Source organism: Streptomyces sp. NPDC006879 (assembly GCF_042869595.1).
Classification (GTDB): domain Bacteria; phylum Actinomycetota; class Actinomycetes; order Streptomycetales; family Streptomycetaceae; genus Streptomyces.
Map to the genome: position 1 here is coordinate 1 of NZ_JBIAGC010000060.1, position 23,970 is coordinate 23,970.

The window sequence follows — 23,970 nt, forward strand, 5'->3', positions numbered from 1 at the left end:
CCGAATACGCCCAGTATGGGGACGCCCCTCCGCCTTGCGATGCACCGCATCTGACGCCGTGCGCTGATCCACCGGGGATTACGGGACAGCCCTTAAGCACTATCGATGGCCCTCGTCCCCGGGAACCATCACGACGTGCCAACCGTGCCGCTACACGTCCTTGATGATCGTCAGGTCTACCCGGTCCGCGTCGTCGCGGTCGCCATAGTCGTGGCAAAGGACGCAGCGGCACTCGAATGAATCACGGAACATGCGCTGAGGCTACGGAGACCACTGCAGGAAGTGCAGGCAGGCCCGCGAACTCCCTACGCGGCGCGCTCGGCGATGAAGGCCACTCCCGGGACAGCCGAGAGAGGCCGGACGAAGCATCCCGACCTCTCTCGGCCACTTGCACTTTCGCGTTGAACTCCGCCACGTCAGCGACGTGGTGGAGTTCAGACGTTGAAGCGGAACTCCACCACGTCCCCGTCCTGCATGACGTAGTCCTTGCCTTCCATCCGGGCCTTGCCCTTCGCGCGGGCCTCGGTGACGGAGCCGCACTCGACCAGGTCGGCGAAGGAAATCACCTCGGCCTTGATGAAGCCGCGCTGGAAGTCGGTGTGGATGACGCCGGCGGCCTCCGGGGCGGTCGCGCCCTTCTTGATGGTCCAGGCCCGGGTCTCCTTCGGGCCTGCCGTCAGGTAGGTCTGCAGGCCCAGGGTGGCGAAGCCGACGCGGCCGAGGGTGGCGAGACCGGGCTCTTCCTGACCCACGGACTGGAGCAGTTCGAGGGCCTCGTCGTCGTCGAGCTCGGCGAGGTCCGCTTCCAGCTTGGCATTGAGGAAGATCGCCTCGGCCGGGGCCACGAGGGCACTCTGCTCCGCCTTGAACGCGTCGTCGGTCAGTTCGTCCTCGTCCACGTTGAAGACGTAGAGGAAGGGCTTGGTCGTCAGCAGATGCAGTTCGTGCAGCAGTTCGCCCTGTTCGGTGCCCTTGTGGATGCCGGCGGAGAACAGGGTCTGGCCGGCTTCCAGGATCTTCTGGGCCGACTCGACAGCGGCCAGGACCGCGACCTTGTCCTTCTGGAGACGGGACTCCTTGGTGAGGCGCGGGATCGCCTTCTCCACGGACTGCAGGTCGGCGAGGATCAGCTCCGTGTTGATCGTCTCGATGTCGTCCTTGGGCGAGACCTTGCCGTCGACGTGGACGACGTTCTCGTCCTTGAAGGCGCGGATGACCTGACAGATCGCGTCCGACTCACGGATGTTGGCCAGGAACTTGTTGCCCAGGCCCTCACCCTCGCTGGCGCCGCGGACGATGCCGGCGATGTCGACGAAGTCGACGGTGGCCGGGAGGATCTTCTGCGAACCGAAGATGCCTGCGAGCACGGCCAGGCGGGTGTCCGGGACACCGACGACGCCGACGTTCGGCTCGATGGTGGCGAACGGGTAGTTGGCCGCCAGTACGTCGTTCTTGGTCAGGGCGTTGAACAGGGTCGACTTGCCGACATTCGGCAGGCCGACGATTCCGATCGTGAGCGACACGTTGGCGACTTCCCGTGAGCTGGAGGGGGCGGAGCATACGGCCCGCAGCTGGGCCGCCCCACAGTTTACGCGGGACGAAGCACCTGCGAACGCGTGTCCTGCTCCCTCCACCGGGCACCTCGACCTACCGTGGGCCGGTGGAGCAATACAGGACGCGACCGCCTCGGCACCCGCAGCAACGGCCGGTGCAGCTGCCCCCGCAATCCGTCTCGGCGGAGAACACCACCGTCTATCGAGCGGCGCCCCGCCCCGTGCGGTCAGCCCGGGCCGCGGCGCTGCGTGGCGGTGGGGTGGGGAGGGCGACGGGGCGGTTGCCGGCTCCGCGGCTGACCGGGCTCGGCGCCGGGTTGTTCGCGCTGGCCGCCATGCTGCTGGTCGCCGGGGTCTGCTGGCTGCTCTTCGGCGGTTCGCAGACCCTCTACTGCGTGCTCTTCCTGCCGGTGGCGGCGGCCACCGCCCTCTGGGTGCGGCCGGCCGACCTCGTCACCGCCCCGGTCGCCGTGCCGATCGCCTTCGCCGGTGGGGTGTGGCCGATCACGGGGGGCTCGGGCGGCTTCGGTTCGCAGTTGATGGGCCTGGTCACTGCTCTGGCACTGCACGCCGGCTGGTTGTACGGGGGCACCCTGGTCGCCGCGCTGATCGTCATCGCCCGCAAGGCAGTCCTTCTCGGGCAGCGGGGCAGCGCGCCGGTGCCCCGACGCTCGGGCCCGCCCCGACCGGGGCGCGAAGGCGGCGGGCGCCGCACCGGACGGGTCAGTCAGCCGTAGCCGCCGTGCTCGCCGCCATCGCGGCGCCCACGATCCCGGCGTTGTTCTGGAGTTCGGCGGGCACGATCTCGGCCCGGATGCCCTCGATCAGAGGCAGGAACTTCTCGGCCTTTCGGCTCACCCCGCCGCCGATGATGAACAGCTCCGGCGAGAAGAGCATCTCCAGGTGCGCGAAGTACTTGTGCAGCCGGTGGGCCCAGCGTTCCCAGGACAGGTCGTGGTCCTCCTTGGCCTTGGAGGAGGCGCGCTTCTCGGCTTCGTGACCGTGCAGTTCCAGGTGGCCGAGCTCGGTGTTCGGCACCAGCCTGCCGTCTACGAACAGGGCGCTGCCGATGCCGGTGCCCAGGGTCAGGAGGATGACCGTCCCGGTGCGGTCACGGCCGGCGCCGAAGGTCATTTCTGCCAGACCGGCCGCGTCCGCGTCGTTCAGGACGGTGACCGCCCGATGGCCGAGGCGGTCAGCGAAGAGCGACCGCGCGTCCAGCCCCACCCACCCCCGGTCTACGTTGGCGGCCGTCCGCGTGGTGCCGTCGGTGACGACGCCCGGGAAGGTGAGCCCCACCGGACCGGTCCAGCCGAAGTGTCGGACGACCTCGCCCACGCGGTCGGCCACCTCGTCGGGGGTGGCCGGGTGGGGTGTCAGTACCTTGTGGCGGTCCTGCGCCAGATCACCCCGCTCAAGGTCGACCGGGGCGCCCTTGATGCCGGATCCGCCGATGTCCACGCCGAAGATCTGCATACCCACACCGTACGGCGACTCGCGGCGTCTTGGCCCGTGGACGACTACGCGCCGGGCTGCTCCGCGGGACCGTCCTCGGCCGCGCCGGCGTTCAACGCGGCGGCCTCGGCCCGCAGGTCACGACGTAGCTCCTTGGGCAGCGAGAAGGTGATCGACTCCTCGGCGGCCTTGACCAGCTCGACGTCCTCGAAACCGCGTGCGGCCAGGTACTCCAGTACTCCCTCGACCAGTACTTCGGGCACGGAGGCGCCGGAGGTCAGGCCGACGGTGCTGACGCCTTCCAGCCAGGTCTCGTCGATCTCCTCGGCGAAGTCGACCAGGTGAGCCGCGCCGGCCCCGGCGCCGAGGGCCACCTCGACCAGCCGGACCGAGTTCGAGGAGTTCTTGGAGCCGACGACGATGACCAGGTCGGCGTCGGCTCCCATCTGCTTGACGGCGGTCTGGCGGTTCTGCGTGGCGTAGCAGATGTCGTCGGAGGGCGGGGAGACCAGCAGCGGGAACCTGGTCTTGAGTGCATCGACGGTCTCATAGGTCTCGTCCACCGACAGCGTGGTCTGGGAGAGCCACACCACCTTGGACTCGTCGCGGACCGTGACCTTCTCGACGTCCTGCGGTCCGTCGACGATGGTGATGTGGTCCGGGGCCTCGCCGGAGGTTCCGATGACCTCCTCGTGGCCCTCGTGGCCGATGAGGAGGATGTCGAAGTCCTCATTGGCGTAGCGGACGGCTTCCTTGTGGACCTTGGTGACCAGCGGGCAGGTGGCGTCGATGGTCGCCAGCTTCCGCTGGGCCGCCTCCTCGTGCACGATCGGCGCAACTCCGTGCGCGGAGAACATCACGATGGACCCCTCGGGAACCTCCGCGGTCCGATCGACGAAGATGGCGCCCTTCCGCTCCAGGGTCTGCACCACGTACTTGTTGTGCACGATCTCGTGGCGGACGTAGACCGGTGCGCCGTACTGCTCCAGGGCCTTCTCGACGGCGATCACGGCGCGGTCGACGCCGGCGCAGTATCCGCGGGGGGCGGCGAGCAGGACACGGCGGGGAGCGGGAGCAGTCATGTGGTCCATCGTAAGGCCGTCTCCGGGGAGCCCGGTCGGGGCGGGTCGACGGACACTGGGTCGAAATGCCGTCCCAAGGGTCACTCGGAGGAAGCATGCCGTCCGGTTCGACGATCGCGGAGACGGCTGACGGCTCCCTGCGGCGGACGCTCAGCTTCCGTGACCTGGTGGTGTACGGGTTGCTCTTCATCGCCCCCATGGCTCCGGTCGGGGTGTTCGGCACCTTGGACGCCCGGTCGCACGGCGCGGTGGCGCTGGTCTACGTGGTCGCGACCGTGGCGATGGGCCTCACCGCCTACAGCTACGCGCAGATGGTGCGGGTGGCCCCGCAGGCCGGATCGGTCTTCACCTACGCCCGCAAGGGGCTGGGCGAGGGGCCGGGACTGATTGCCGGCTGGATGGCGATGTTGGACTACCTGCTGGTCCCCGCGGTCGCCTACCTGTTCTCCGGGATCGCGCTGCACGCCCTGGTGCCGGAGGTACCGCGATGGGCGTGGACGGCTCTGGCCGTGTTCGTCACCACCGCCCTCAACCTCTGGGGGGTGCGGGCAGCGGCCCGGGTGGGCTTGGCGGTGCTGGTGATGGAGATGGTGGTGCTGCTGGTCTTCATGGTGTCGGCGGTGACGGTGCTGGTCCGTGACGGCGCCCAGCGCGGCTGGCTCTCGCCGTTCACCGGAGACGGGTCGCTCGGCTTCTCCCTGGGGGCGGTCCTGGGGGCCGTTTCGGTGGCAGTGCTCTCCTACCTGGGCTTCGACGCGATCGCCTCTTTCGCTGAGGAAGCGACCGGCACGAGCGCCCGGGTGGCCCGGGCCGTGTTGTTCTGCCTCGCGCTGACCGGCCTGCTGTTCCTGGCCCAGACCTATCTGGTGGCGTTGTTGGAGCCACTGTCCGCCGCCGAGCTGGCGGCGGATCCGGCTAGACAGGGCCCCGCCTTCTACGACGCGGTGGAGACCTCGGTCGGAGGCTGGCTGCACGACCTGGTGGCGGCGAGCAAGGCGGTGGGTGCGGCGTTCGCCGCCCTGGCCGGCCAGGCCGCAGCCGGTCGGTTGCTGTTGGCGATGGGACGGGAACGGCGGCTTCCGCGCGTCCTGGCGCGGACGTCCGCGGGAGTACCGCGGCGTGCCCTGCTGTCCGCCGCGACGGTCACGCTGATCGCGGCGGTGTGGGCGGCGGGCCGTGATGACGGCCTGGACCACCTGGTTTCGGTGGTGGACATCGGTGCCCTGAGCGCCTTCACCTTGTTGCACGCCTCGGTGATCGGTTGGTTCGTCGTGCGGCGGGGCGGCGGAGCACCGCACTGGTGGCGGCATCTGGTGGCTCCGTCAGTGGGGGCGGTGGTCACGGTGGCCGTGATCGCGGGGGCCTCCGGCACCGCGCAGCTGGCCGGGGTCGTCTGGCTCCTGATGGGTCTGCTGGTGCTGCTGGCGCAGCGCGGCCGGCCCGGGCCGGCCGGCGGGACCTCGGGTGCTGTCCGTGGTGACCGCTGAAGGCCGCCGCGTCGTCCCCGGCGCATCAGCGCCCGGCGTCCGGCGTCCGGCGCGTTGCCTCGCACGGCGGAGGGTCGACCCGGTACGGGGCGTCTCCGCGCGATCAGACGATGCCGCGAGGTGCCGTGGCTGGCCCCGTGCGCCCGTCGGGGGCCGCGGGAGAGGCCTTAGCCTGCGTGCATGGGTCTGAACACGTCGGCGGAAGCGCCGCTGCCAGTCGGCCAGGTGTCCCGCTTGATCGGTGGCTGGATCGATCGGCTCGGCGCGGTCTGGGTGGAGGGGCAGATCACTCAGCTCTCGCGGCGGCCGGGAGCGGGGGTGGTCTTCTTGACCTTGCGTGACCCGGCGCACGACATCTCGGTGAGCGTGACCTGCTACCGCCAGGTCTTTGATGCGGTGGCGGACGTGGTCTCTGAGGGCGCCCGGGTGGTCCTGCTGGCGAAGCCGGAGTGGTACGCCCCGCGCGGGCAGCTGTCCCTACGGGCCACCGAGATGCGCCCGGTGGGCATGGGTGAGCTCCTGGTGCGGCTGGAGCGGCTACGGAAGTCCCTGGCGGCGGAGGGGCTCTTCGCCTTGGAGCGCAAGCAGCCGCTTCCCTTCCTGCCGCGGTTGGTCGGATTGGTGTGCGGGCGGGCGTCCGCGGCGGAGCGCGATGTGTTGGAGAACGCCCGGCGGCGCTGGCCCGCGGTGCGTTTCGAGGTGCGCAATGTCGCGGTGCAGGGGGTGCACGCGGTGCCGCAGGTGGTGCAGGCGGTGCAGGAGCTGGATCGGATGCCCGAGGTGGACGTGATCGTCGTGGCTCGGGGTGGTGGCAGCGTCGAAGACCTGTTGCCCTTCTCCGACGAGCAGTTGGTGCGCACCGTGGCTGGTGCACGGACCCCCGTCGTCTCCGCTATCGGGCACGAACCGGATTCGCCCCTGCTGGACCTGGTGGCCGATGTTCGCGCCTCCACACCGACGGACGCGGCGAAGAAGGTGGTGCCGGACGTGAGTGAGGAACTGGCCCGGGTCCAGTTGATGCAGGACCGGGCCCTGCGGTCGGTGCGGACCCTGCTGGAGCGTGAGGAGCGCGGGCTGGGACACGCGCTGGCCCGGCCGGTGATGGAGGACCCGTACCGGATCGTGGAGGTCCGCGAGGAGCAGGTGGCGGCGTTGCTCGCGCGCAGCCGCCGCACGTTGGGCCATCTGCTCGACCGGGCCGACTCGGAGCTGTCCCATACCCGGGCCCGCGTGGTGTCGCTGTCGCCGGCGGCGACGCTGGAGCGCGGCTACGCGGTGCTCCAGCGCGACGATGGGCATGTGGTGCGCGGGCCTGAGGAGGTCGGCCCGCAGGAGCGTCTGCGGGCACGGGTGGCTCGGGGCGAGTTCCCGGTGCTGGTCGCCGTGGGGGCCGGTTCGGACCGGTCCGGCGGAGTTACGCCGGCGGCGGACGCGGACGCGGGACCGGCCGGCGGGGCTGTCGAAGGGGCCGCTGAAGGCCCCGTGGGTGCGAGAGAGGGAGACGACCGATGACGGACACGGGCACGGACGGGGCTGGCGAGGGCCGGATGGAGTTGCAGGCGGGCATGAGTGGTGTGGGGGCGGTGGCGAGCGGCGAGGGCGTCGGGGCCGATGCGGCGGCCTCGCTGGGTTACGAGCAGGCCCGTGACGAGTTGATCGAGGTGGTGCGCACGTTGGAGGCGGGGGGCACGTCCTTGGAGGAGTCATTGGCCTTGTGGGAGCGCGGGGAGGAACTGGCGGCGGTGTGCAGGCGCTGGCTGGAGGGTGCTCGGGCGCGTCTGGATTCAGCGCTGGCGGATCGCGAGGGCGATTCCGGGACGTAGCCGCGCGGCTCGGGGCTTCGGCCGATCCGGAGGCCTGCGGGCGTGAGCCCGCACACCTCCCGGGGGCATCGGAATGAACCATTCCGATGCCATGTTGGCACCCCTGTCCCGGCGGCTCCGACTTGAGGTCGGCGGGCACCCGGAGGGTAGTAGTTGAAACTTCATCTATTTAGTTCTAATCTGAACTACGTGCCCACCCCCGAGCACCCACGCACCACAGCCTTTACGGAGTACGACCATGTCTCTCGTTCTTGACCCCCGCGCCCAGGACCTCCTCTTCCGCGAGGCCCGCACCGCCAACGCCTTCTCCGCGGAGCCCGTCACCGACGAGCAGGTGCAGGCGATCTACGACCTGGTCAAGTACGGCCCCACCGCCTTCAACCAGACCCCGCTGCGCATCGTCCTGGTGCGCTCCGCCGAATCCCGCGAACGCCTGGTGGACCACATGGCGGAGGGCAACAAGGCGAAAACGGCTTCCGCTCCGCTGGTTGCGATCCTCGCCGCGGACAACGAGTTCCACGAGGAACTGCCGGCCCTACTTCCGCACTTTCCCCAGGCCAAGGACCTGTTCTTCAGCGAGCGCCCGGTCCGCGAGCAGTCCGCCAGCATGAACGCCGCCCTTCAGGCCGCCTACTTCATCGTCGGCGTGCGCGCGGCCGGGCTGGCCGCCGGCCCCATGACCGGCTTCGACTTCGCCGGTGTACAGAAGGAGTTCCTGGACGACGACCACACCCCGCTGATGGTCGTGAACATCGGCAAGCCCGGCGAGGACGCGTCCTTCCCGCGCTCCCCGCGCCTGGACTTCGACCAGGTGGTCAGCACCGTCTGAGTCAGCCGTCACCTCATGCCGGTGGCCCCACCCGAGCGGGTGGGGCCACCGGCATGAGGTGACGTGCGCCCGGATCGAGCGCCTGACGCCTGTCCGCTCAAGAAGCCCGGGAGAACTCCAGCGAACCCGCCATCGCCTTCAGCTGCTCCATGGAGCCCGTGCCGGTCACAACCGTCACCAGACCCTGTTCCTCCAGGACCAACGCCCGGTACTTGGGGCCGTCCCAGGGCTGCCAGACGCGCCCGTCCAGCTCGACCGCGCCCCCCTCGGCGGCCTCGGCCCTCTGAGTGACCTTGGGGACGAACTGCTGCGCCGGCAGGCTCGACTGCTCCACTGCCACGTACTGCTCGTCCGGGGTCAGGAAGCCGAGGTGCCAGACGTTGCCGTCCTTGCGACTGTAGGACACCGATGTCGCCCGCCAGTCCTCACCCAGTCCCGCAGGTGCGGCCACCGGATACGGAGCGGCACGCCGCGCGGTGATCAGTTCCACCCGGTAGTCGATGACGCGGGTCGGATCCGCGTCATCGTCGTGTGGGATGAACACGTAGATGGCGGCCACCGCCACACCGATCACTGCCAGCGACCGGACCATGTCCCAGATCGTCTGCTTGCCTTTCATACCTGCCACGCCGACCATCGTCCCTCATGGGGCGCGGCGGTCGACGCCAGGGTGGCCCGAGGCGGGGCCGATTACCGAGCACTTGCCCGCGGGCCGCTCATTCGTGACCCCCACTGCTCAATATGTCGATGTACCGATAGAGTCGCAACACCCTCACTTCCGGCCGTCGTCGTACAGAAAGGTGCGCTCCGATGACCGAGCACAACTTGCCGCCCCAGCTTGAGGTCTCCCCCGAGGCCCCTGACCGCAACCTCGCCCTTGAACTCGTCCGGGTCACCGAGGCCGCGGCCATGGCCGCGGGCCGGTGGGTCGGGCGCGGTGACAAGATCGGCGCCGACGGCGCAGCCGTCCGCGCCATGCGCACCCTCGTCTCCACCGTCTCGATGAACGGCATCGTCGTCATCGGCGAGGGCGAGAAGGACGAAGCCCCGATGCTCTTCAACGGCGAGCGGGTGGGCGACGGCACCGGGCCCGAGGTCGACATCGCCGTCGACCCCATCGATGGCACCACCTTGAACGCCAAGGGCATGCCCAACGCCATCGCGGTCCTGGCCGCGGCCGACCGAGGCACCATGTTCGACCCCTCTGCGGTCTTCTACATGGAGAAGCTCGTCACCGGCCCGGAAGCCGCGGACTTCGTCGACATCAACGCCCCCGTCTCCGTGAACATCCGCCGGGTGGCGAAGGCCAAGAACGCCAACGTCGAGGACATCACGGTGGTCATCCTCGACCGCCCCCGCCACGAAGGCATCGTCAAGGAGATCCGCGAGACCGGCGCGCGCATCAGGTTCATCTCGGACGGAGACGTGGCCGGATCGATCATGGCCGTCCGCGAAGGCACGGGCGTGGACCTGCTGATGGGCGTCGGTGGAACACCCGAGGGCATCATTTCCGCCTGCGCCATCAAGTGCCTTGGCGGCACCATCCAGGGCAAGCTCTGGCCCAAGGACGAGGCCGAACGGCAGAAGGCCATCGACGCCGGTCACGACCTCGACCGCGTCCTGCACACCGATGACCTCGTCTCCGGCGAGAACGTCTTCTTCGTGGCCACCGGCATCACCGACGGCGAGCTGCTCCGCGGAGTCCACTACCGTTCGCAGACCGCCACCACCAGCTCTTTGGTGATGCGCTCCAAGTCCGGCACCATCCGGCAGATCGACTCCACCCACCGCCTCTCGAAGCTCCGCGCCTACAGCGCGATCGACTTCGACCGCGCGCAGTAACAGCCGGACACGGAAGAAGAGCAGGGCGCCCCCGATGCGGCGGGGCCCTGCTCCTCCTTCGACCTCTGCCGGCGTCTGCCGTCCGCCGTGATGCCGCGCCGGCCGCCGCAGCCCCCGGGCTCGGTCAGCCGGCCGCCGCTATCGTGCCACCGGGCGCCGTGCTGCGCAGTTCGGCCTGCCGCCGGCGACGCCTGGCCAGAACGACCCGCCGCTCGGCCGCGGTCAGACCACCCCAGACTCCGTAGGGTTCCGGCTGGAGCAGGGCGTGCTCACGGCAGGCGACCATCACCGGACATCGTGCGCACACCCGCTTGGCCGCTTCCTCCCGTGAGAGCCGCGCCGCCGTGGGCTCCTTGGAGGGGGCAAAGAAGAGCCCGGCCTCGTCCCGGTGGCAGACCGCCTCCGAGTGCCATGGGCCGTCGTCTTCCCTGCCCGACACGCGCTGATCCGGAAGGCTCGGAACACGCTGGACGGCGGCGACCTGCAGGGACTGATGCGGCGAATGCGGCACGGTCTACTCCTGACGACGGATTCGCGAGCGAGACACGATGCAGCAGTCCCTACCCGCTGTACGTACGCCTATGCACTGCGTTCCGGCCGCACGGTTTTCCGGCCAGAACCCGTCGTTCATCCCTGGTGAACCGGCCCGGGCCGGCCGGTTCAGCCAGCCTCTCTCTTGCCCTGCGGGCCGGCGAGGTCGACCAACACGCTGCCCGACTTGGATCGGGCTTCTACGTGACCGAGCACCGAATGGCCGCGCAGCAGCACCACCGGGGCCGCCGCGTCGGCGCTCTCCCTCTCGGTGACCTCGAAGGCACCGAGGACACCGCTGCCGTAGCCACGGACCGTGACGTTCTCCGGCACCAGCACCTCCACGTTGCCGAGGACGGAGAGCGCGTTGATCTCGATCACCTGTTGCTCGAACAGCGCCTCGGTCAGATCGATCGTGACGTCCCCCAGCACCGCGACCACCCGGGTGCGAGCGCCGGGCCGCCAGCGGCCCTTGCGGGCGGCGCTGCCACACACGGCGAGAACGCTCTCGCCCCGCGGGAGCGTGGGACCGGCCGGCGCCGCCGGGGCCCGGGACACTTCGGGCGCCTGCACGCCGTCCGGAGCACCAGAGCGGTCCGGCAGGTCGCCCACCAGTGCTTCCAACTGCCCCATGGTCTTGGAGTGGTGGAGCACCTCCAGGCGCTCACCGTGCTCTTCGGCGGTCAGGCGCCCCTGCGCGAACGCGTCCGCCAGGAGGTGCGCGATGCGGTCACGATCGGCGTCGGAAGCACGTATGCCGGCGGTGGGCGGATGCTTTTCGAGGTCCACGGCGCCAGCATAGCCATACGCGATAGATCGCGATAGGCGGCAGTGGCGGGGAAAGCCGGGGACACCCGGGGGCAACGAGTGCCCTGCGACGGGCGAACTGAGCCTTACCTCACAAACACCGCTCCGCAGCCACGTCCTACGCTGGTGGAATGCGCTGCCAAGAGGACGTCAGCGCAGCAGCCGAGTGAGGAATGGCCACGATCACGATGCCGGAGTTCGCGTACACCGATCTGCTGCCCCTGGGCGAGGACACCACCCCTTACCGGCTGGTGACCGCTGAGGGCGTATCGACCTTCGAGGCCGACGGACGCACGTTCCTCAAGGTCGAGCCCGAGGCGCTGCGCCAGCTCGCCGCCGAGGCGATCCACGACATCCAGCACTACCTGCGCCCCGCTCACCTCGCGCAGCTGCGCCGGATCATCGACGACCCCGAGGCCTCCTCGAACGACAAGTTCGTCGCCTTGGACCTGCTGAAGAACGCCAACATCGCGGCGGCCGGCGTACTGCCGATGTGCCAGGACACCGGCACCGCCATCGTGATGGGCAAGCGCGGCCAGAACGTCCTCACCGAGGGCGCGGACGAGGCTGCCCTCTCGCGCGGCATCTACGACGCGTACACCAAGTTGAACCTGCGCTACTCCCAGATGGCCCCGCTCAGCATGTGGGAGGAGAAGAACACCGGCTCCAACCTGCCCGCCCAGATCGAGCTGTACGCGACCGACGGCGGCGCGTACAAGTTCCTCTTCATGGCCAAGGGCGGCGGCTCGGCCAACAAGTCCTTCCTCTACCAGGAGACGAAGGCGGTCCTCAACGAGGCCTCCATGATGAAGTTCCTGGAGGAGAAGATCCGTTCGCTCGGTACGGCTGCCTGCCCGCCTTACCACCTGGCCATCGTCGTCGGCGGCACGTCCGCCGAACACGCTCTGAAGACCGCCAAGTACGCCTCCGCCCACTACCTGGACGAACTGCCGCGCGAGGGCTCGCAGCTCGGCCACGGCTTCCGGGACGAGGAGCTGGAGCAGAAGGTGTTCGAGCTCACCCAGAGGATCGGCATCGGCGCCCAGTTCGGCGGCAAGTACTTCTGCCACGACGTCCGGGTGGTGCGGTTGCCCCGGCACGGTGCCTCCCTGCCCGTCGCCATCGCCGTCTCCTGCTCCGCCGACCGACAGGCGGTCGCGAAGATCACCGCCGAGGGGGTCTTCCTGGAGCAGTTGGAGACCGATCCGGCGCGCTTCCTGCCGGAGACCACCGACGAGCACCTGGACGCGCCCTCGGAGGTCGTGGAGATCGACCTGAACCAGCCCATGGAGTCGATCCTCGCGACCTTGACCCAGCACCCGGTGAAGACGCGACTTTCGCTGACCGGACCCCTGGTGGTGGCGCGGGACATCGCGCACGCCAAGATCAAGGAGCGGCTGGACGCGGGCGAGGACATGCCCCAGTACCTGCGCGACCACCCCGTCTACTACGCAGGTCCAGCCAAGACCCCCGAGGGTTACGCCTCCGGCTCCTTCGGCCCGACCACCGCCGGTCGGATGGACTCCTATGTGGAGCAGTTCCAGGCAGCGGGCGGCTCCAAGGTCATGTTGGCCAAGGGGAACCGTTCCCAGCAGGTCACCGACGCCTGCGGCACCCACGGCGGCTTCTACCTCGGCTCGATCGGCGGGCCCGCGGCCCGCCTGGCCCAGGACTGCATCAAGAAGGTCGAGGTCCTTGAGTACGAGGAGCTCGGTATGGAGGCGGTCTGGAAGATCGAGGTGGAGGACTTCCCCGCCTTCATCGTGGTGGACGACAAGGGCAACGACTTCTTCACCTCGCAGGAACCCGCTCAGCCGACCTTCACCAGCATCCCCGTCCGGGGTCCCGGCCTGGGCTGACCCCGAGCAGCAGCGTCCTTGGGGAGCCCCCGCCCCTCGAACCGAAGGCGGCGGGGGCTCTCGGCTTCCCTGGCCCCCGCAGACGCCCCGCGGAATTGCGGTCCGTCCACTCGGGCAGCGGTGGTGTCGCCGAAGTCCCTAGGTGGGGGCGGACCTCGCGGGCCGGCCCCAAGGAGGACGAACGGGGTGAACGACCAGACCGCGAAACAGCGAGAACTCGAAAAACGACGCCCGGCCGGGTGACCCGGCCGGGCGTCGAGTGTGCGCAGGCCCTGGCGGTGCTTGCGCCGCACAGGGGTGTTACCCAACGGCGGGGGAAGTTATGCGAACCGCTGGTTGGCAGCCCCGTTGCAGGGCTGGAGGCGGACCTGCTCCCGGGCCGAGGCCAGGGTGAGGCACAGTTGGTCCGCAGCGACCGGGCGCACCGTGCCCGCGATCCGGGTGAACTGCTGGTTCGCCGCTCCGTGGCAGTTCCACAGGATCAGACCGGCACCGGCCGCGTAGTTCGCTCCGGGCACGTCCAGGCAACGGTCATGGGTGAGTTCGACGTGAAGGCTCTTGCGGGCGTTCTCGTACCACCAGCTCTGGTTGCGGCCCCCGTGGCAGTCCCAGCCGATCACCTTGGTGTTGTTGGCGCTGCTGCCCGCGTCGGCGTCCAGGCAACTGCCGCTTGACTCGCTGCGCAGCGGCTGGAACAGGTCGTCCCAGGCGCCGGCCTGGAGGACCGGCTGGCCGGTGCTGGCCGGGTCGGCGCAGCTCGCCTCCTGCAGACCCGAGTCGTAGAGCTGGGTGAGGCAGGAGGCGAAGGCTCCGTGCCCGCGGTAGTTGGGGTGGAAGGACTGGCGGGCGGTGTTCTCGTCCCACGGGAAGTGATCAGCGAGGTCCAGGTAGAGCCCCCGGGCCCAGGTGTTCTCCATGCACACCTCGTGCCCGTGGAAGAGTCGCGAGTTGTCCAGGTAGGTCGCTCCGCTGGCCCGCGCCGCGGCGCGGATGCCCTGCTGGAAGGTGGGAACGGCGTAGTTGCGACCCCAGCGCGCGTCGGAGTCGTAGCCCGCGCAGCCGCCGGGGAGCTTGCCGGGGAATCCGGGGTTGTCGTAGATGTCGGGCCCGATCGGGCTGGGGTAGCCCATGACGACCAGTTTGTAGTCGGAATCGGCGTACCCGGCCCCGCGCATGACGGTCCGCAGGTCTGCGACGGTGGCCTCGACCTTGGGGCGCAACCCGTCCACCCGGGCCTGCCAGCCGGGGCCGTACTTGGGCTCGCAGGCCCCTTGGCTGAGGACCCAGCGGGTGACGCAGTCGGTCATGACGGGACCGAACTGTAGGTCGTCGTTGGCGCCGGCGACCAGGAGGACCATCTTGATCTTCGTGTTGCGGGCCTTGATGGCGAGGTTGTCGCTCTGCACGAGTTCGTCGGCGTACTGGCGGGAACCGCCGATCCGGATGTTTCCGGTGTACGCCCCCGAACACGCCACGTTGAAGGTGAGGTCGGCCGGGATGCCGGTGCGGTGGATCGCGGTGTCGGGGGACCGGTGACACTGGTTGTCGGGGGTGTTGGTCGCCGGATCGTAGTTCCCCACCCCCTCGCCCGAGATTTCGCTGTCCCCCAGTGAGATGAGCCCGGTCTTGCGTTCGTTGATCGGACGGATGGCCGCATCGCCGTAGATCTTCACGGATTCGGCGGCCCGCACGGCCTCCAGTTCGGGGCTGAGCGGGACCACGGTGGAGCTGACCGCGGTGGTCGCGGCTTGGGCCGTCGGAGTGATGGCGGTGAGCCCTCCGAGAGCTGCCGCGGTGGCTGCGAGTGCTGCGACGGTACATCTGAGCCTGGGTGTCACACGTGCCATGAACGCCTCCCCGGTGTCAGTGTTACCCCCGGTATTTACTGGCCGGTAAGCGCACTTGGGAACACTTCGAACAAGACAATTGCTCAACTTTTTGAGACGTACCGCGCAGCACCTCGGGAAGGCAACGCCATGACGGACGACCGCGCAGGTCAGAACAACGGAGCGGATTCGACGAAGTACCGGGTCACCCATGACTCGATGGGCGAGGTGCGCGTCCCGACCCACGCGAAGTGGCGCGCACAGACCCAACGGGCGGTCGAGAACTTCCCGATTTCCGGTCAGGGTCTGGAGCGACGCCACATCGCGGCACTGGCGCTGATCAAGGCCGCAGCCGCCAAGGTCAACAGTGAACTCGGGATCCTCGAACCGGAAGTGGCCAGCGCGGTGCGCGGCGCCGCCGCCGAGGTGGCCGACGGCCAGTGGGACGCACACTTCCCGGTGGACGTGTTCCAGACCGGCTCGGGCACCTCGTCGAACATGAACATGAACGAGGTACTGGCGACCCTCGCCAGCGAGCGCCTGGGACGAGAGGTGCACCCGAACGACCAGGTGAACGCCTCGCAGAGCTCCAACGACGTTTTCCCCTCCAGCATTCACATCGCCGCCACCGCCGCCGTCACCGAAGACCTCGTACCGGCCCTCACCCACCTCGCCGACGCCCTCGGGCGCAAGGCCGTGGAGTTCGCCGAGGTGGTCAAGTCGGGCCGCACCCACCTGATGGACGCCACCCCCGTCACCCTCGGCCAGGAGTTCGGCGGCTACCAGGCCCAGATCCAGTACGGCATCGAACGGCTCGCCTCCGTCCTGCCCCGCCTCGCCGAACTCCCCCTGGGTGGAACCGCCGTGGGTACGGGCATCAACACCCCTCCCGGCTTCTCGGCAGCCGTCATCGCCGAGCTCGCCCGCGGCACCGGCCTGCCCCTGACCGAGGCGCGGGACCACTTCGAGGCGCAAGGCGCCCGGGACTCCCTGGTCGAGACTTCCGGGCAGTTGCGCACACTTGCGGTCTCCCTGACGAAGATCGCGAACGACCTTCGCTGGATGGCCTCGGGCCCTCGCACCGGATTGGCTGAAATCAATCTGCCCGACCTCCAACCGGGCTCCTCGATCATGCCCGGCAAGGTCAACCCGGTGATCCCGGAAGCAGTCCTCATGGTCGCGGCCCAGGTCACCGGCAACGACACCACGGTGGCCCTGGCCGGCGCTGCCGGGAACTTCGAACTGAACGTCATGCTGCCGGTCATGGCGCGCAACCTGCTGGAATCGATCCGCCTGCTCGCGGCGACATCGAGGCTGCTCGCGGACCGTACGGTCGAGGGCATCACGGCCAATGTCGAACGCGCCCGCGGCTACGCGGAGTCCTCACCCTCCGTGGTCACCCCGCTCAACCGCTACCTCGGGTACGAGGAGGCCGCGAAAGTGGCCAAGAAGTCCCTGGCCGAGCAGAAGACCATCCGGGAAGTGGTCCTGGAATCCGGGTACGTGGAGCGCGGTGATCTGACGTTGGAGCAGCTGGATCAGGCCCTCGACGTACTGCGTATGACCCATCCGTGACCTGCACCGCAGCGCCCCGCCACAGGCCACCCCTAAGATCTGCGCATGACAGGTACGGCAGCCAACGCGGGCGGGGCGCACTGGACGCCCGGAGATCACATCCTCTGGCGCTATCACGACCACGCCGGCGCACCCTCCGCTCTCGCCCCCGGCGTGCACATCTGCCGACCGGTGACCGTCGTCGAGGACACCGACGACCTGTTGGCCGTGTGGATGGCCCCCGGCACCGAACTGGTCAAACCTGTCCTCGCAGATGGAACACCCGTCCACGAGGAGCCACTCGCCACCCGCTACACCGCGCCCCGCGCCCTCACCCGCTCGCGCTGGTTCGGATCCGGCGTCCTGAAGCTCGCACGACCACGGGACCCCTGGTCGGTATGGCTTTTCTGGGACGAGGACTGGCAGTTCAAGAGCTGGTACGTCAACCTGGAGGCCCCACGCCTGCGCTGGGCGGGCGGGGTCGACTCCGAAGACCACTTCCTCGACATCTCCGTCTACCCGGACCGCACCTGGGAGTGGCGCGACGAGGACGAGTTCGCCCAGGCCCAGCGGGCCGGGCTGATGGACGCCGACCGGGCCGAACAGGTGCGCGGGGCCGGTCGCGCCGCTGTCCAGCTGATCAGATCCTGGGGCCCGCCGTTCTCGCAACGCTGGCAGGACTGGCGGCCCGACCCGGGTTGGAAAGTTCCGGCACTACCCGAAGACTGGGACCGCACCCCGGCCCATATCAGGTCGTGAGACCCTTGATGTAACCCCGGGGGGCAACCGTAGGATCGTCCTCCGCACGACTGCACATCCGTAATTCCCCTGCGTAATCCTCATTCCAGCCACAGGACTTGACAGGACGTCACAGAGCGATACCAGCGATATACCAGAGCGGTATGCAGACCCGTTCGGCTGATGAGTCGGCCGCTGAGCGGGTATACCGCGACTGAGTTGAGTGCAGCGCACAACGAGCGCAGACGGACGGAATTCCACGCGTGACGGAGTATCCCCCCTCCCACGAGGGCCCGCAGCAAGGTGCTGTGCGGCCGGCCACGCCCCCGGAACCGCGCGGGGCGGCGCAGCAGCATGCCGTTTCGACGCCGGTCCCGGCACCCCACTGGCCCGTCGGCGGTGAAGGCCTGCCCGCCCAGCGACACGCAGCCGCCGCGGAGGCCCGCGCCCATACGCGCCGGGACTCGGCCGGAGACGGGCACGGCAAGGCGGAGGCGCCCTCGGGGCCGTCAGCTCGCGGCGCGGCCGAGGGCAGGCCGGAGCGGCGCACCGTCGACGAGGTAGTGGCGCAGGAAGGCTCCGGCGGTCGACCCACGGCGGCCGGAGTGCAGGACGGGGCCGCCGCGCCGCCCGCCGGCGCGGGCAGCGGCGCGGGCACCGGCGTCCCCACCGGCCCGGACACCTCCTCGGCCGCCCGTCGAGAAGGGGACCGGCTGCGCTTCGTGGGTGCCGCCACCCGCCGGATCGCCCGCGGAATCGACCTCGACGAGATCGTGCTCGGCCTGTGCCGGGCCACCGTGCCCACCTTCTCCGACGCCATCTTGGTGTACCTGCGCGATCCGCTCCCGGTAGGCGACGAACGTCCGGCCGGGCCCGTGGTCTTAAGGCTCCGCCGCACCGACCGGTTGCGCCCCCTGGACGACGGCGCCGACGGCACCGGGATCGACCTGACCGCGGCGGCTGCCGCCGTCGGCACCGCGACCCACGGGAGCGCCGCCGAAGCCGACTTCAGTCGGCTTCCGCTGTTGGGCCCCCAGGGCGACCTGCCAGCGGCCGAGCTCTGTGAGATCCAGCCCGGCGGGGCACTCGCCGAGGTGCTGCGCGGGGTACGTCCGGTCTTCGGCGCGTCCCCGGCCGCCCGCGAGGCGCTGCCGGAGTTGCTGGGCGCGGACCATCCGGTACCCCGCGGCCAACGCGCCATCCTCGCGCCGCTGCGGGGCCGCCGGCGCGTCATCGGCGCGGCCGTGTTCCTGCGCCGCCCCGACCGGCCCTCGTTCGAGCCGAACGACCTGCTGGTCGCGGCCCAACTGGCCACCCACACCGCCCTGGGGATCGACAAGGCAGTCCTGTACGGACGTGAGGCGTACATCGCCGACGAGCTCCAGCGCACCATGCTGCCCGACGGCCTGCCCCAACCCACCGGTGTCCGCCTCGCCTCGCGCTACCTCCCCGCCGCGGAGACCGCCCGGGTCGGGGGCGACTGGTACGACGCGATCCCGCTGCCGGGCAGCCGGGTCGCGCTGGTGGTCGGCGATGTGATGGGCCACTCGATGACCTCGGCAGCGATCATGGGTCAGCTGCGCACCACCGCGCAGACCCTGGCCCAGCTGGACCTGCCGCCGGCCGAGGTGCTGCACCACCTGGACGAACAGGCCCAGCGCCTGGGTTCGGACCGCATGGCGACGTGCCTGTACGCCGTGTACGACCCGGTCTCGCACCGGATCACCATCGCCAACGCCGGCCATCCACCGCCGGTGCTGCTCCACCTCGGGGGCCGCGCCGAGGTGCTGCGGGTGCCGCCCGGTGCGCCGATCGGGGTCGGCGGGGTGGACTTCGAGGCGGTGGAGCTGGACGCACCTGCCGGGGCCACCCTGCTGCTCTACACCGACGGCCTGGTGGAGTCACGACTACGGGACGTGTGGACCGGCATCGAGCAGTTGCGCGAGCGGTTGGCGGCCACCGCCCAGCTGACCGGACCTGACCACCCGCCGCCGCTGGAGGCGCTCTGCGACGACGTCCTGGACATGCTCGGCCCCGGCGACCGGGACGACGACATCGCCCTGCTCGCGGCCCGCTTCCACGGGATCGCTCCCAGCGACGTCGCCTACTGGTTCCTCGACCCGGAGCGGACGGCGCCGGGGCGGGCGCGGCGGCTGGCCCGACGGGCTCTGGAGCGTTGGGGCCTGGAGGAGCTGACCGACTCCGTGGAGCTGCTGGTCAGCGAGGTGGTCACCAATGCGGTGCGGTACGCCGAGCGTCCGGTCACCCTTCGTCTGTTGCGCACGGACGTCCTTCGCTGCGAGGTCGGTGACGACTCTCCGCAACTGCCGCGGCAACGGCGGGCTCGGGACACCGACGAGGGCGGCCGGGGCCTGTTCCTGGTCAACCGGATGGCTCGCAGGTGGGGCGGAACCCGCCTGAGCAGTGGAAAGGTCGTCTGGTTCGAGCTGGGCCTGCCCACCACGCCGCCGCCGGCCCCCGTGCGGCAGCTGCTCCCCGCGCCCACCCCGAAGAGTGACGGTCACGTTCAGTGACCCGTGTTGCCGTGCGGGCGGGGCCGGCGTTGACTGGCTGGGTGGACGAAGCGATCTGACCTCACCCACCCCCGGGAGGACGCTCGTGACCGAGGCATCCCGAAAAATCCCGTACACCACCAGCAACTCCGGCATACCGGTGGAGAGCGATGAGCATTCGCTCACCGTGAGTGCCGACGGCCCGATCCTGCTTCAGGACCACTACCTGATCGAGAAGATGGCCCAGTTCAACCGGGAACGGGTCCCCGAACGGGTGGTGCACGCCAAAGGGGCGGGTGCGTACGGCGTGTTCCAAGTGACGAACGACGTGAGTCAGTTCACCAGGGCTGATCTCTTTCAGCCTGGTCGGCGCACGCGGATGCTGGCACGCTTCTCCACGGTCGCGGGCGAGCAGGGCTCGCCCGACACCTGGCGTGACCCGCGCGGTTTCGCGTTGAAGTTCTACACCGAACAGGGCAACTACGACCTGGTCGGGAACAACACCCCGGTCTTCTTCGTCCGTGACCCGAGCAAGTTCCAGGACTTCATACGCTCGCAGAAGCGACGTCCGGACAACGGGCTGCGCGACAACGACATGCAGTGGGATTTTTGGACCCTCTCCCCCGAGTCCGCGCACATGGTGACCTGGCTGATGGGGGACCGGGGCATCCCGAAGACGTACCGGCACATGAACGGCTACGGCTCGCACACCTACTTGTGGGTCAACGCCGGCGGTGAGAAGTTCTGGGTGAAGTACCACATCAAGACCGACCAGGGCATCGACTTCCTGACCCAGCAGGAGGCCGACGAGCTGGCCGGACGAAACGGCGACGCCCACCGGCGCGACCTGTTCGAGTCCATCAGGGACGGCAATCCGCCCAGCTGGACGATGTACGTGCAGGTGATGCCTTTCGAGGACGCCCCGGAGTACCGGTTCAACCCGTTCGACCTGACGAAGGTGTGGCCGCACGGCGACTACCCGCTGATCGAGGTCGGTCGGATGACCCTGGACAAGAACCCGGACGACTACTTCGTGCACATCGAGCAGGCTGCGTTCGAGCCCTCCAACCTGGTGCCGGGCATCGGGCCCTCACCGGACAAGATGCTGCTCGGTCGGCTCTTCTCCTACCCCGACACGCACCGGTACCGGATCGGGCCGAACTACGCCCAACTGCCGCCCAACCGGGCCCACTCGCGGGTCTCCTCGTACGCGAAGGACGGGCCGATGCGGTACGAGCCGGCTGCGACGGCTCGCCCGTACGCGCCGAACTCCTACGGCGGGCCGGCTGCTGACCTGGCCTCTTTCGGTGAGCCAGCGGGTTGGCGGGCCGCCGGTGAAATGGTCCGCGCGGCGTACACCCTGCGCGCCGAGGACGACGACTGGGGTCAGCCGGGGACCATGGTCCGCCAGGTGCTCGACGATGCCGCGCGCGAGCGGCTGGTCTCCAACGTCGGCGGTCACCTCAAGGACGGGGTGAGCCGCGCGGTGCTGGAACGGGCCGTGCAGTACTGGCGCAACGTCGACAAGGACCTCGGCGACCGGATCGCCGCACAGGTCAACGGCGGGTAGCCGCCGTTGGTTCGAAACGAGGGCCCCGCCGGGCGTCGGCCGGCGGGGCCCTCGTTCGTACCCGCTGCTCAGGGCTGCGGCGCGCGCAGGGTCGGGTCCAGGGTCGGGTCCGGCGGGGTCGGTGAGGTCTTCGGCGGCTTCTTGGTACGCGAGGGAGACGGCGAGGGGTCGGTCTTCCTGGTACGCGAGGGAGACGGCGAGGGCGAGGGGTCCTTCTTCTCGCTGCGCGAGGGAGACGGCGAGGGCGAAGGGTCCTTCTTCTCGCTGCGCGAGGGAGACGGCGAGGGCTTCCGTGTCGGGTCCGCTTCCTCCTTCACCTCGGACCGGCCCATGTCGGCCTCCAGGTCGAAGGAGTCGGTGGAGGTCCCGCCGAGCACGCTGAGGGTGTACGCCCGCCAGATCTCGGCGGGGAAGCTGCTGCCGCCCGCCCGGCCCGCACCGGCGGTGCCGGTCAGGGTGGTCTGCCCGGTGCCGTCCGGCTTCTCGCCGAACATGGCGACGACGGTGACCAGCTCCGGGGTGTAGCCGGTGAACCAGGCCGCCTTGTTGCTCTCGGTGGTGCCGGTCTTGGCGGCTGCTTCGTAGGCGCTGCTGGAGACGACCCTGGCGGAGCCATTGCGGACCACGCCGGTGAGCACCTTGGTGACGGTGTCCGCCGTCTGCCGGGAGAGGACCTGGGTGCCGATCGGGTCGACGGGGTGGTACTCGCGGTCCTTGTGCTCGGCGGACTTCACGATCGTGGGGGTGATCCGGCGACCGTGGTGGTCGAGCGTGGCGTACACGCCCGCCATCTCCACCGTGGTGGCGCTCATCGATCCGAGTGCCATCGCGGGTTGCTCGGGCCACCCGGGCCGGTCGGTCATGCCCATCTCCAGCGCGGTCTTCTTCACCGTGCCGGGGCCGACGTCGACGAGCATCTGTGCGTACACGGAGTTCAGCGAGCTGTTCGTGGCCTTCTGCACGGTGACCCGCTTGCCGTAGCTGCGGTCGTCCTGGTTCTGCGGGTTGAAGAAGGTGTCACTGCCCTCGACCGGGCGGCGGCTGGTGCCGTCGTAGATGGTCTTCGGCGTGATGGGCCGACCGTCCTGGGTGCGCGAGTCGTTCTCCAGCGCCGAGGCCAGGACGATCGGCTTGAAGGTCGAGCCGGGCTGGTAGTCGGTGCGGATGGCGTTGTTCGACCAGTGCTGCTTCAGGCCCTGGCCGCCGTACATGGCCACGATGTGACCGGTCTTGGGATCGACCGAGGTCGCGCCGGCCTGCACTCCCGCGTCTACCTTCCGGCTTTCCCGGTCGAGTTTCGACTCCAGCTCCTGGTCGACGGCCTTCTCCAGCTTGGCCTGCTTCTTCTTGTCCACCGTGAGGGTGATGGTCCAACCGCCGGCCTTGATCTGGTCTTCGGATATGCCCTGCCGCTTGAGCTCCTCGTCCGCGGCCTGGACGAGGTAGCCCTTCTGGCCTTCCATACCGGGAGCGGGCTTGGGCTTGATCGGCACGGGGAACTTCATCCCGGCGCGGGTGGGCTCGTCGAGCTCGCCCATCTCGACCATGTTCGCCAGCACGTAGTTCCAGCGTTCGGTGACGAGCCGCTTCCCGGTCGGGGTGGCCAGCGCCCAGTCGTACTGGTTGGGTGCCTGGAGCAGGGCGGCGAGGTAGGCGCCCTGCTCGACGGTCAGCTTGGCGGTGTCCACACCGTAGTAGGCCTGTGCTGCGGCCTGGATGCCGTAGGCGCCGCGGCCGTAGTAGTTGGTGTTGATGTATCCGGCGAGGATGTCCTTCTTCTCCATGCGCCGGTCGACCTTGAGGGAGATCACCAGCTCCTTGAGCTTGCGGGTCGCCGTCTGGTCCTGGTTGAGGTAGTAGTTCTTGACGTACTGCTGGGTGATGGTCGAGCCACCCTGCTTGCCCTTGCCGGTGAGCGTGTTGAGCACTCCGCGGGCGATTCCCTTGACGTCCACGCCGGAGTCCTTGTAGAAGGACTTGTTCTCGGCTGCGATGAAGGTCTGCTGGACGCCCTTGGGGATGCGGCTGAGGTCGACGATCTCACGGTTGATCTCGCCGGTTCGGGTCAGGACCGACCCGTCGGACCACTTGTAGACGTTGCTCTGCATCCGGGCGGCGATGTTGCCCGTGCTCGGTTCGTCCACCCAGAGGTAGAGGCCGATCGCCCCGCCTATGCAGAGCAGGCAGAAGCCGAAGAAGGTGCCGAGCAGCTTCCGCCAGGTGAAGAACCGGCGTATGCCGCCCTTCCCGGTCTTGCCGCCCGGCCGTGGCTTGTGTGGCCGGCGCCTGCTGCTCTGCTTCGCCGCTCGGCGCGCTTCTGCTCGGCCCATCGCTCCATTCGCTCCGCTCGTGTACCCCCCGATGTCAGCTCAGAAAGCTAACACCGCAGGAATGGACAGAGGTCAGCCAGTACAGGGGTTTGTGGACGTGAGAATGAGCACCCGCCCGCTTGGAACCGACGCTGCGGCGGGGTCTGGAGGTTGCTTCCTCAGAGAAAAGTG

19 protein-coding genes are annotated in these 23,970 nt (G+C 69.3%); 11 read left to right on the forward strand and 8 right to left on the reverse strand.

Annotation, left to right across the window (positions count from 1 at the left end):
- Nucleotides 1-434: 434 nt before the first annotated feature.
- The gene (ychF, locus tag ACFYMC_RS27640; protein ID WP_388530178.1) at nt 435-1,523 is read right to left on the reverse strand and encodes a redox-regulated ATPase YchF; all 1,089 of its coding nucleotides are present in this window, start codon (nt 1,521-1,523) and stop codon (nt 435-437) included.
- 185 nt (nt 1,524-1,708) lie between these two features.
- Between ychF and ACFYMC_RS27645 the strand changes: the two genes are divergently transcribed.
- A complete protein-coding gene (locus ACFYMC_RS27645) occupies nt 1,709-2,290 on the forward strand; it encodes a DUF6542 domain-containing protein (RefSeq protein WP_388530181.1) in 582 nt (193 codons plus the stop codon).
- On the opposite strand, the gene ppgK is transcribed toward ACFYMC_RS27645, so the two are convergent.
- Nucleotides 2,277-3,029, reverse strand: a complete 753-nt coding sequence (gene ppgK / locus ACFYMC_RS27650; protein ID WP_388530184.1) for a polyphosphate--glucose phosphotransferase — start codon at nt 3,027-3,029, stop codon at nt 2,277-2,279. The two genes, ACFYMC_RS27645 and ppgK, sit on opposite strands and share 14 nt — an antisense overlap.
- Before the next feature lie 44 nt (nt 3,030-3,073).
- Nucleotides 3,074-4,099, reverse strand: coding sequence for a 4-hydroxy-3-methylbut-2-enyl diphosphate reductase (locus tag ACFYMC_RS27655; RefSeq protein WP_388530187.1), 1,026 nt, complete (start codon nt 4,097-4,099; stop codon nt 3,074-3,076).
- An 86-nt stretch (nt 4,100-4,185) separates the two neighbouring features.
- Between ACFYMC_RS27655 and ACFYMC_RS27660 the strand changes: the two genes are divergently transcribed.
- The 4 genes from ACFYMC_RS27660 (at nt 4,186) to ACFYMC_RS27675 (ending at nt 8,229) form a co-directional block, all read left to right on the forward strand.
- Nucleotides 4,186-5,577 carry an APC family permease gene (locus ACFYMC_RS27660; protein ID WP_388530190.1) on the forward strand — a complete coding sequence of 464 codons (1,392 nt, stop codon included), beginning with the start codon at nt 4,186-4,188 and terminating at the stop codon, nt 5,575-5,577.
- Nucleotides 5,578-5,757: 180 nt separating this feature from the next.
- Complete coding sequence (gene xseA, locus ACFYMC_RS27665) at nt 5,758-7,089, forward strand: exodeoxyribonuclease VII large subunit (protein WP_388530193.1); 1,332 nt, start codon at nt 5,758-5,760, stop codon at nt 7,087-7,089.
- Nucleotides 7,090-7,142: 53 nt separating this feature from the next.
- Nucleotides 7,143-7,400 carry an exodeoxyribonuclease VII small subunit gene (locus ACFYMC_RS27670; protein ID WP_388530243.1) on the forward strand — a complete coding sequence of 86 codons (258 nt, stop codon included), beginning with the start codon at nt 7,143-7,145 and terminating at the stop codon, nt 7,398-7,400.
- A 238-nt stretch (nt 7,401-7,638) separates the two neighbouring features.
- Entirely contained in the window at nt 7,639-8,229 is a 591-nt protein-coding gene (locus ACFYMC_RS27675) for a malonic semialdehyde reductase (protein ID WP_388530196.1), read from the forward strand.
- A 97-nt stretch (nt 8,230-8,326) separates the two neighbouring features.
- Here ACFYMC_RS27675 and ACFYMC_RS27680 read toward each other — a convergent pair whose 3' ends face one another.
- Entirely contained in the window at nt 8,327-8,866 is a 540-nt protein-coding gene (locus ACFYMC_RS27680; protein ID WP_388530199.1) for a DUF4245 domain-containing protein, read from the reverse strand.
- Between the two features lie 173 nt (nt 8,867-9,039).
- On the opposite strand from ACFYMC_RS27680, the gene glpX reads away from it, so the two are divergent.
- Nucleotides 9,040-10,071 carry a class II fructose-bisphosphatase gene (gene glpX / locus ACFYMC_RS27685; RefSeq protein WP_388530202.1) on the forward strand — a complete coding sequence of 344 codons (1,032 nt, stop codon included), beginning with the start codon at nt 9,040-9,042 and terminating at the stop codon, nt 10,069-10,071.
- Nucleotides 10,072-10,195: 124 nt separating this feature from the next.
- On the opposite strand, the gene ACFYMC_RS27690 is transcribed toward glpX, so the two are convergent.
- Both ACFYMC_RS27690 and ACFYMC_RS27695 read right to left on the reverse strand, forming a co-directional pair.
- Nucleotides 10,196-10,582, reverse strand: a complete 387-nt coding sequence (locus ACFYMC_RS27690) for a WhiB family transcriptional regulator (RefSeq protein WP_388530205.1) — start codon at nt 10,580-10,582, stop codon at nt 10,196-10,198.
- Between the two features lie 149 nt (nt 10,583-10,731).
- Nucleotides 10,732-11,391 carry a DUF1707 domain-containing protein gene (locus ACFYMC_RS27695; RefSeq protein WP_388530208.1) on the reverse strand — a complete coding sequence of 220 codons (660 nt, stop codon included), beginning with the start codon at nt 11,389-11,391 and terminating at the stop codon, nt 10,732-10,734.
- 206 nt (nt 11,392-11,597) lie between these two features.
- On the opposite strand from ACFYMC_RS27695, the gene ACFYMC_RS27700 reads away from it, so the two are divergent.
- The gene (locus ACFYMC_RS27700) at nt 11,598-13,268 is read left to right on the forward strand and encodes a fumarate hydratase (RefSeq protein ID WP_388530246.1); all 1,671 of its coding nucleotides are present in this window, start codon (nt 11,598-11,600) and stop codon (nt 13,266-13,268) included.
- A 320-nt stretch (nt 13,269-13,588) separates the two neighbouring features.
- Here ACFYMC_RS27700 and ACFYMC_RS27705 read toward each other — a convergent pair whose 3' ends face one another.
- A complete protein-coding gene (locus ACFYMC_RS27705; protein ID WP_388530210.1) occupies nt 13,589-15,115 on the reverse strand; it encodes a ricin-type beta-trefoil lectin domain protein in 1,527 nt (508 codons plus the stop codon).
- Nucleotides 15,116-15,244: 129 nt separating this feature from the next.
- Here ACFYMC_RS27705 and ACFYMC_RS27710 point away from each other — a divergent pair, with 129 nt between their 5' ends.
- The 4 genes from ACFYMC_RS27710 (at nt 15,245) to ACFYMC_RS27725 (ending at nt 21,469) form a co-directional block, all read left to right on the forward strand.
- Nucleotides 15,245-16,669 carry a class II fumarate hydratase gene (locus ACFYMC_RS27710; RefSeq protein WP_388530212.1) on the forward strand — a complete coding sequence of 475 codons (1,425 nt, stop codon included), beginning with the start codon at nt 15,245-15,247 and terminating at the stop codon, nt 16,667-16,669.
- Between the two features lie 45 nt (nt 16,670-16,714).
- Nucleotides 16,715-17,407, forward strand: a complete 693-nt coding sequence (locus ACFYMC_RS27715; protein ID WP_388530215.1) for a DUF402 domain-containing protein — start codon at nt 16,715-16,717, stop codon at nt 17,405-17,407.
- Between the two features lie 242 nt (nt 17,408-17,649).
- Entirely contained in the window at nt 17,650-19,920 is a 2,271-nt protein-coding gene (locus ACFYMC_RS27720) for a SpoIIE family protein phosphatase (RefSeq protein WP_388530218.1), read from the forward strand.
- Nucleotides 19,921-20,005: 85 nt separating this feature from the next.
- Nucleotides 20,006-21,469: a catalase gene (locus tag ACFYMC_RS27725; protein WP_388530220.1), complete on the forward strand. Its 1,464-nt coding sequence runs from the start codon at nt 20,006-20,008 to the stop codon at nt 21,467-21,469.
- Between the two features lie 68 nt (nt 21,470-21,537).
- Here the strand turns inward: ACFYMC_RS27725 and ACFYMC_RS27730 are convergent, their stop codons facing one another.
- Nucleotides 21,538-23,799 (reverse strand): transglycosylase domain-containing protein, encoded by a 2,262-nt coding sequence (locus ACFYMC_RS27730; protein ID WP_388530223.1) that lies wholly within the window; start codon nt 23,797-23,799, stop codon nt 21,538-21,540.
- Between the last annotated feature and the right edge of the window lie 171 nt (nt 23,800-23,970).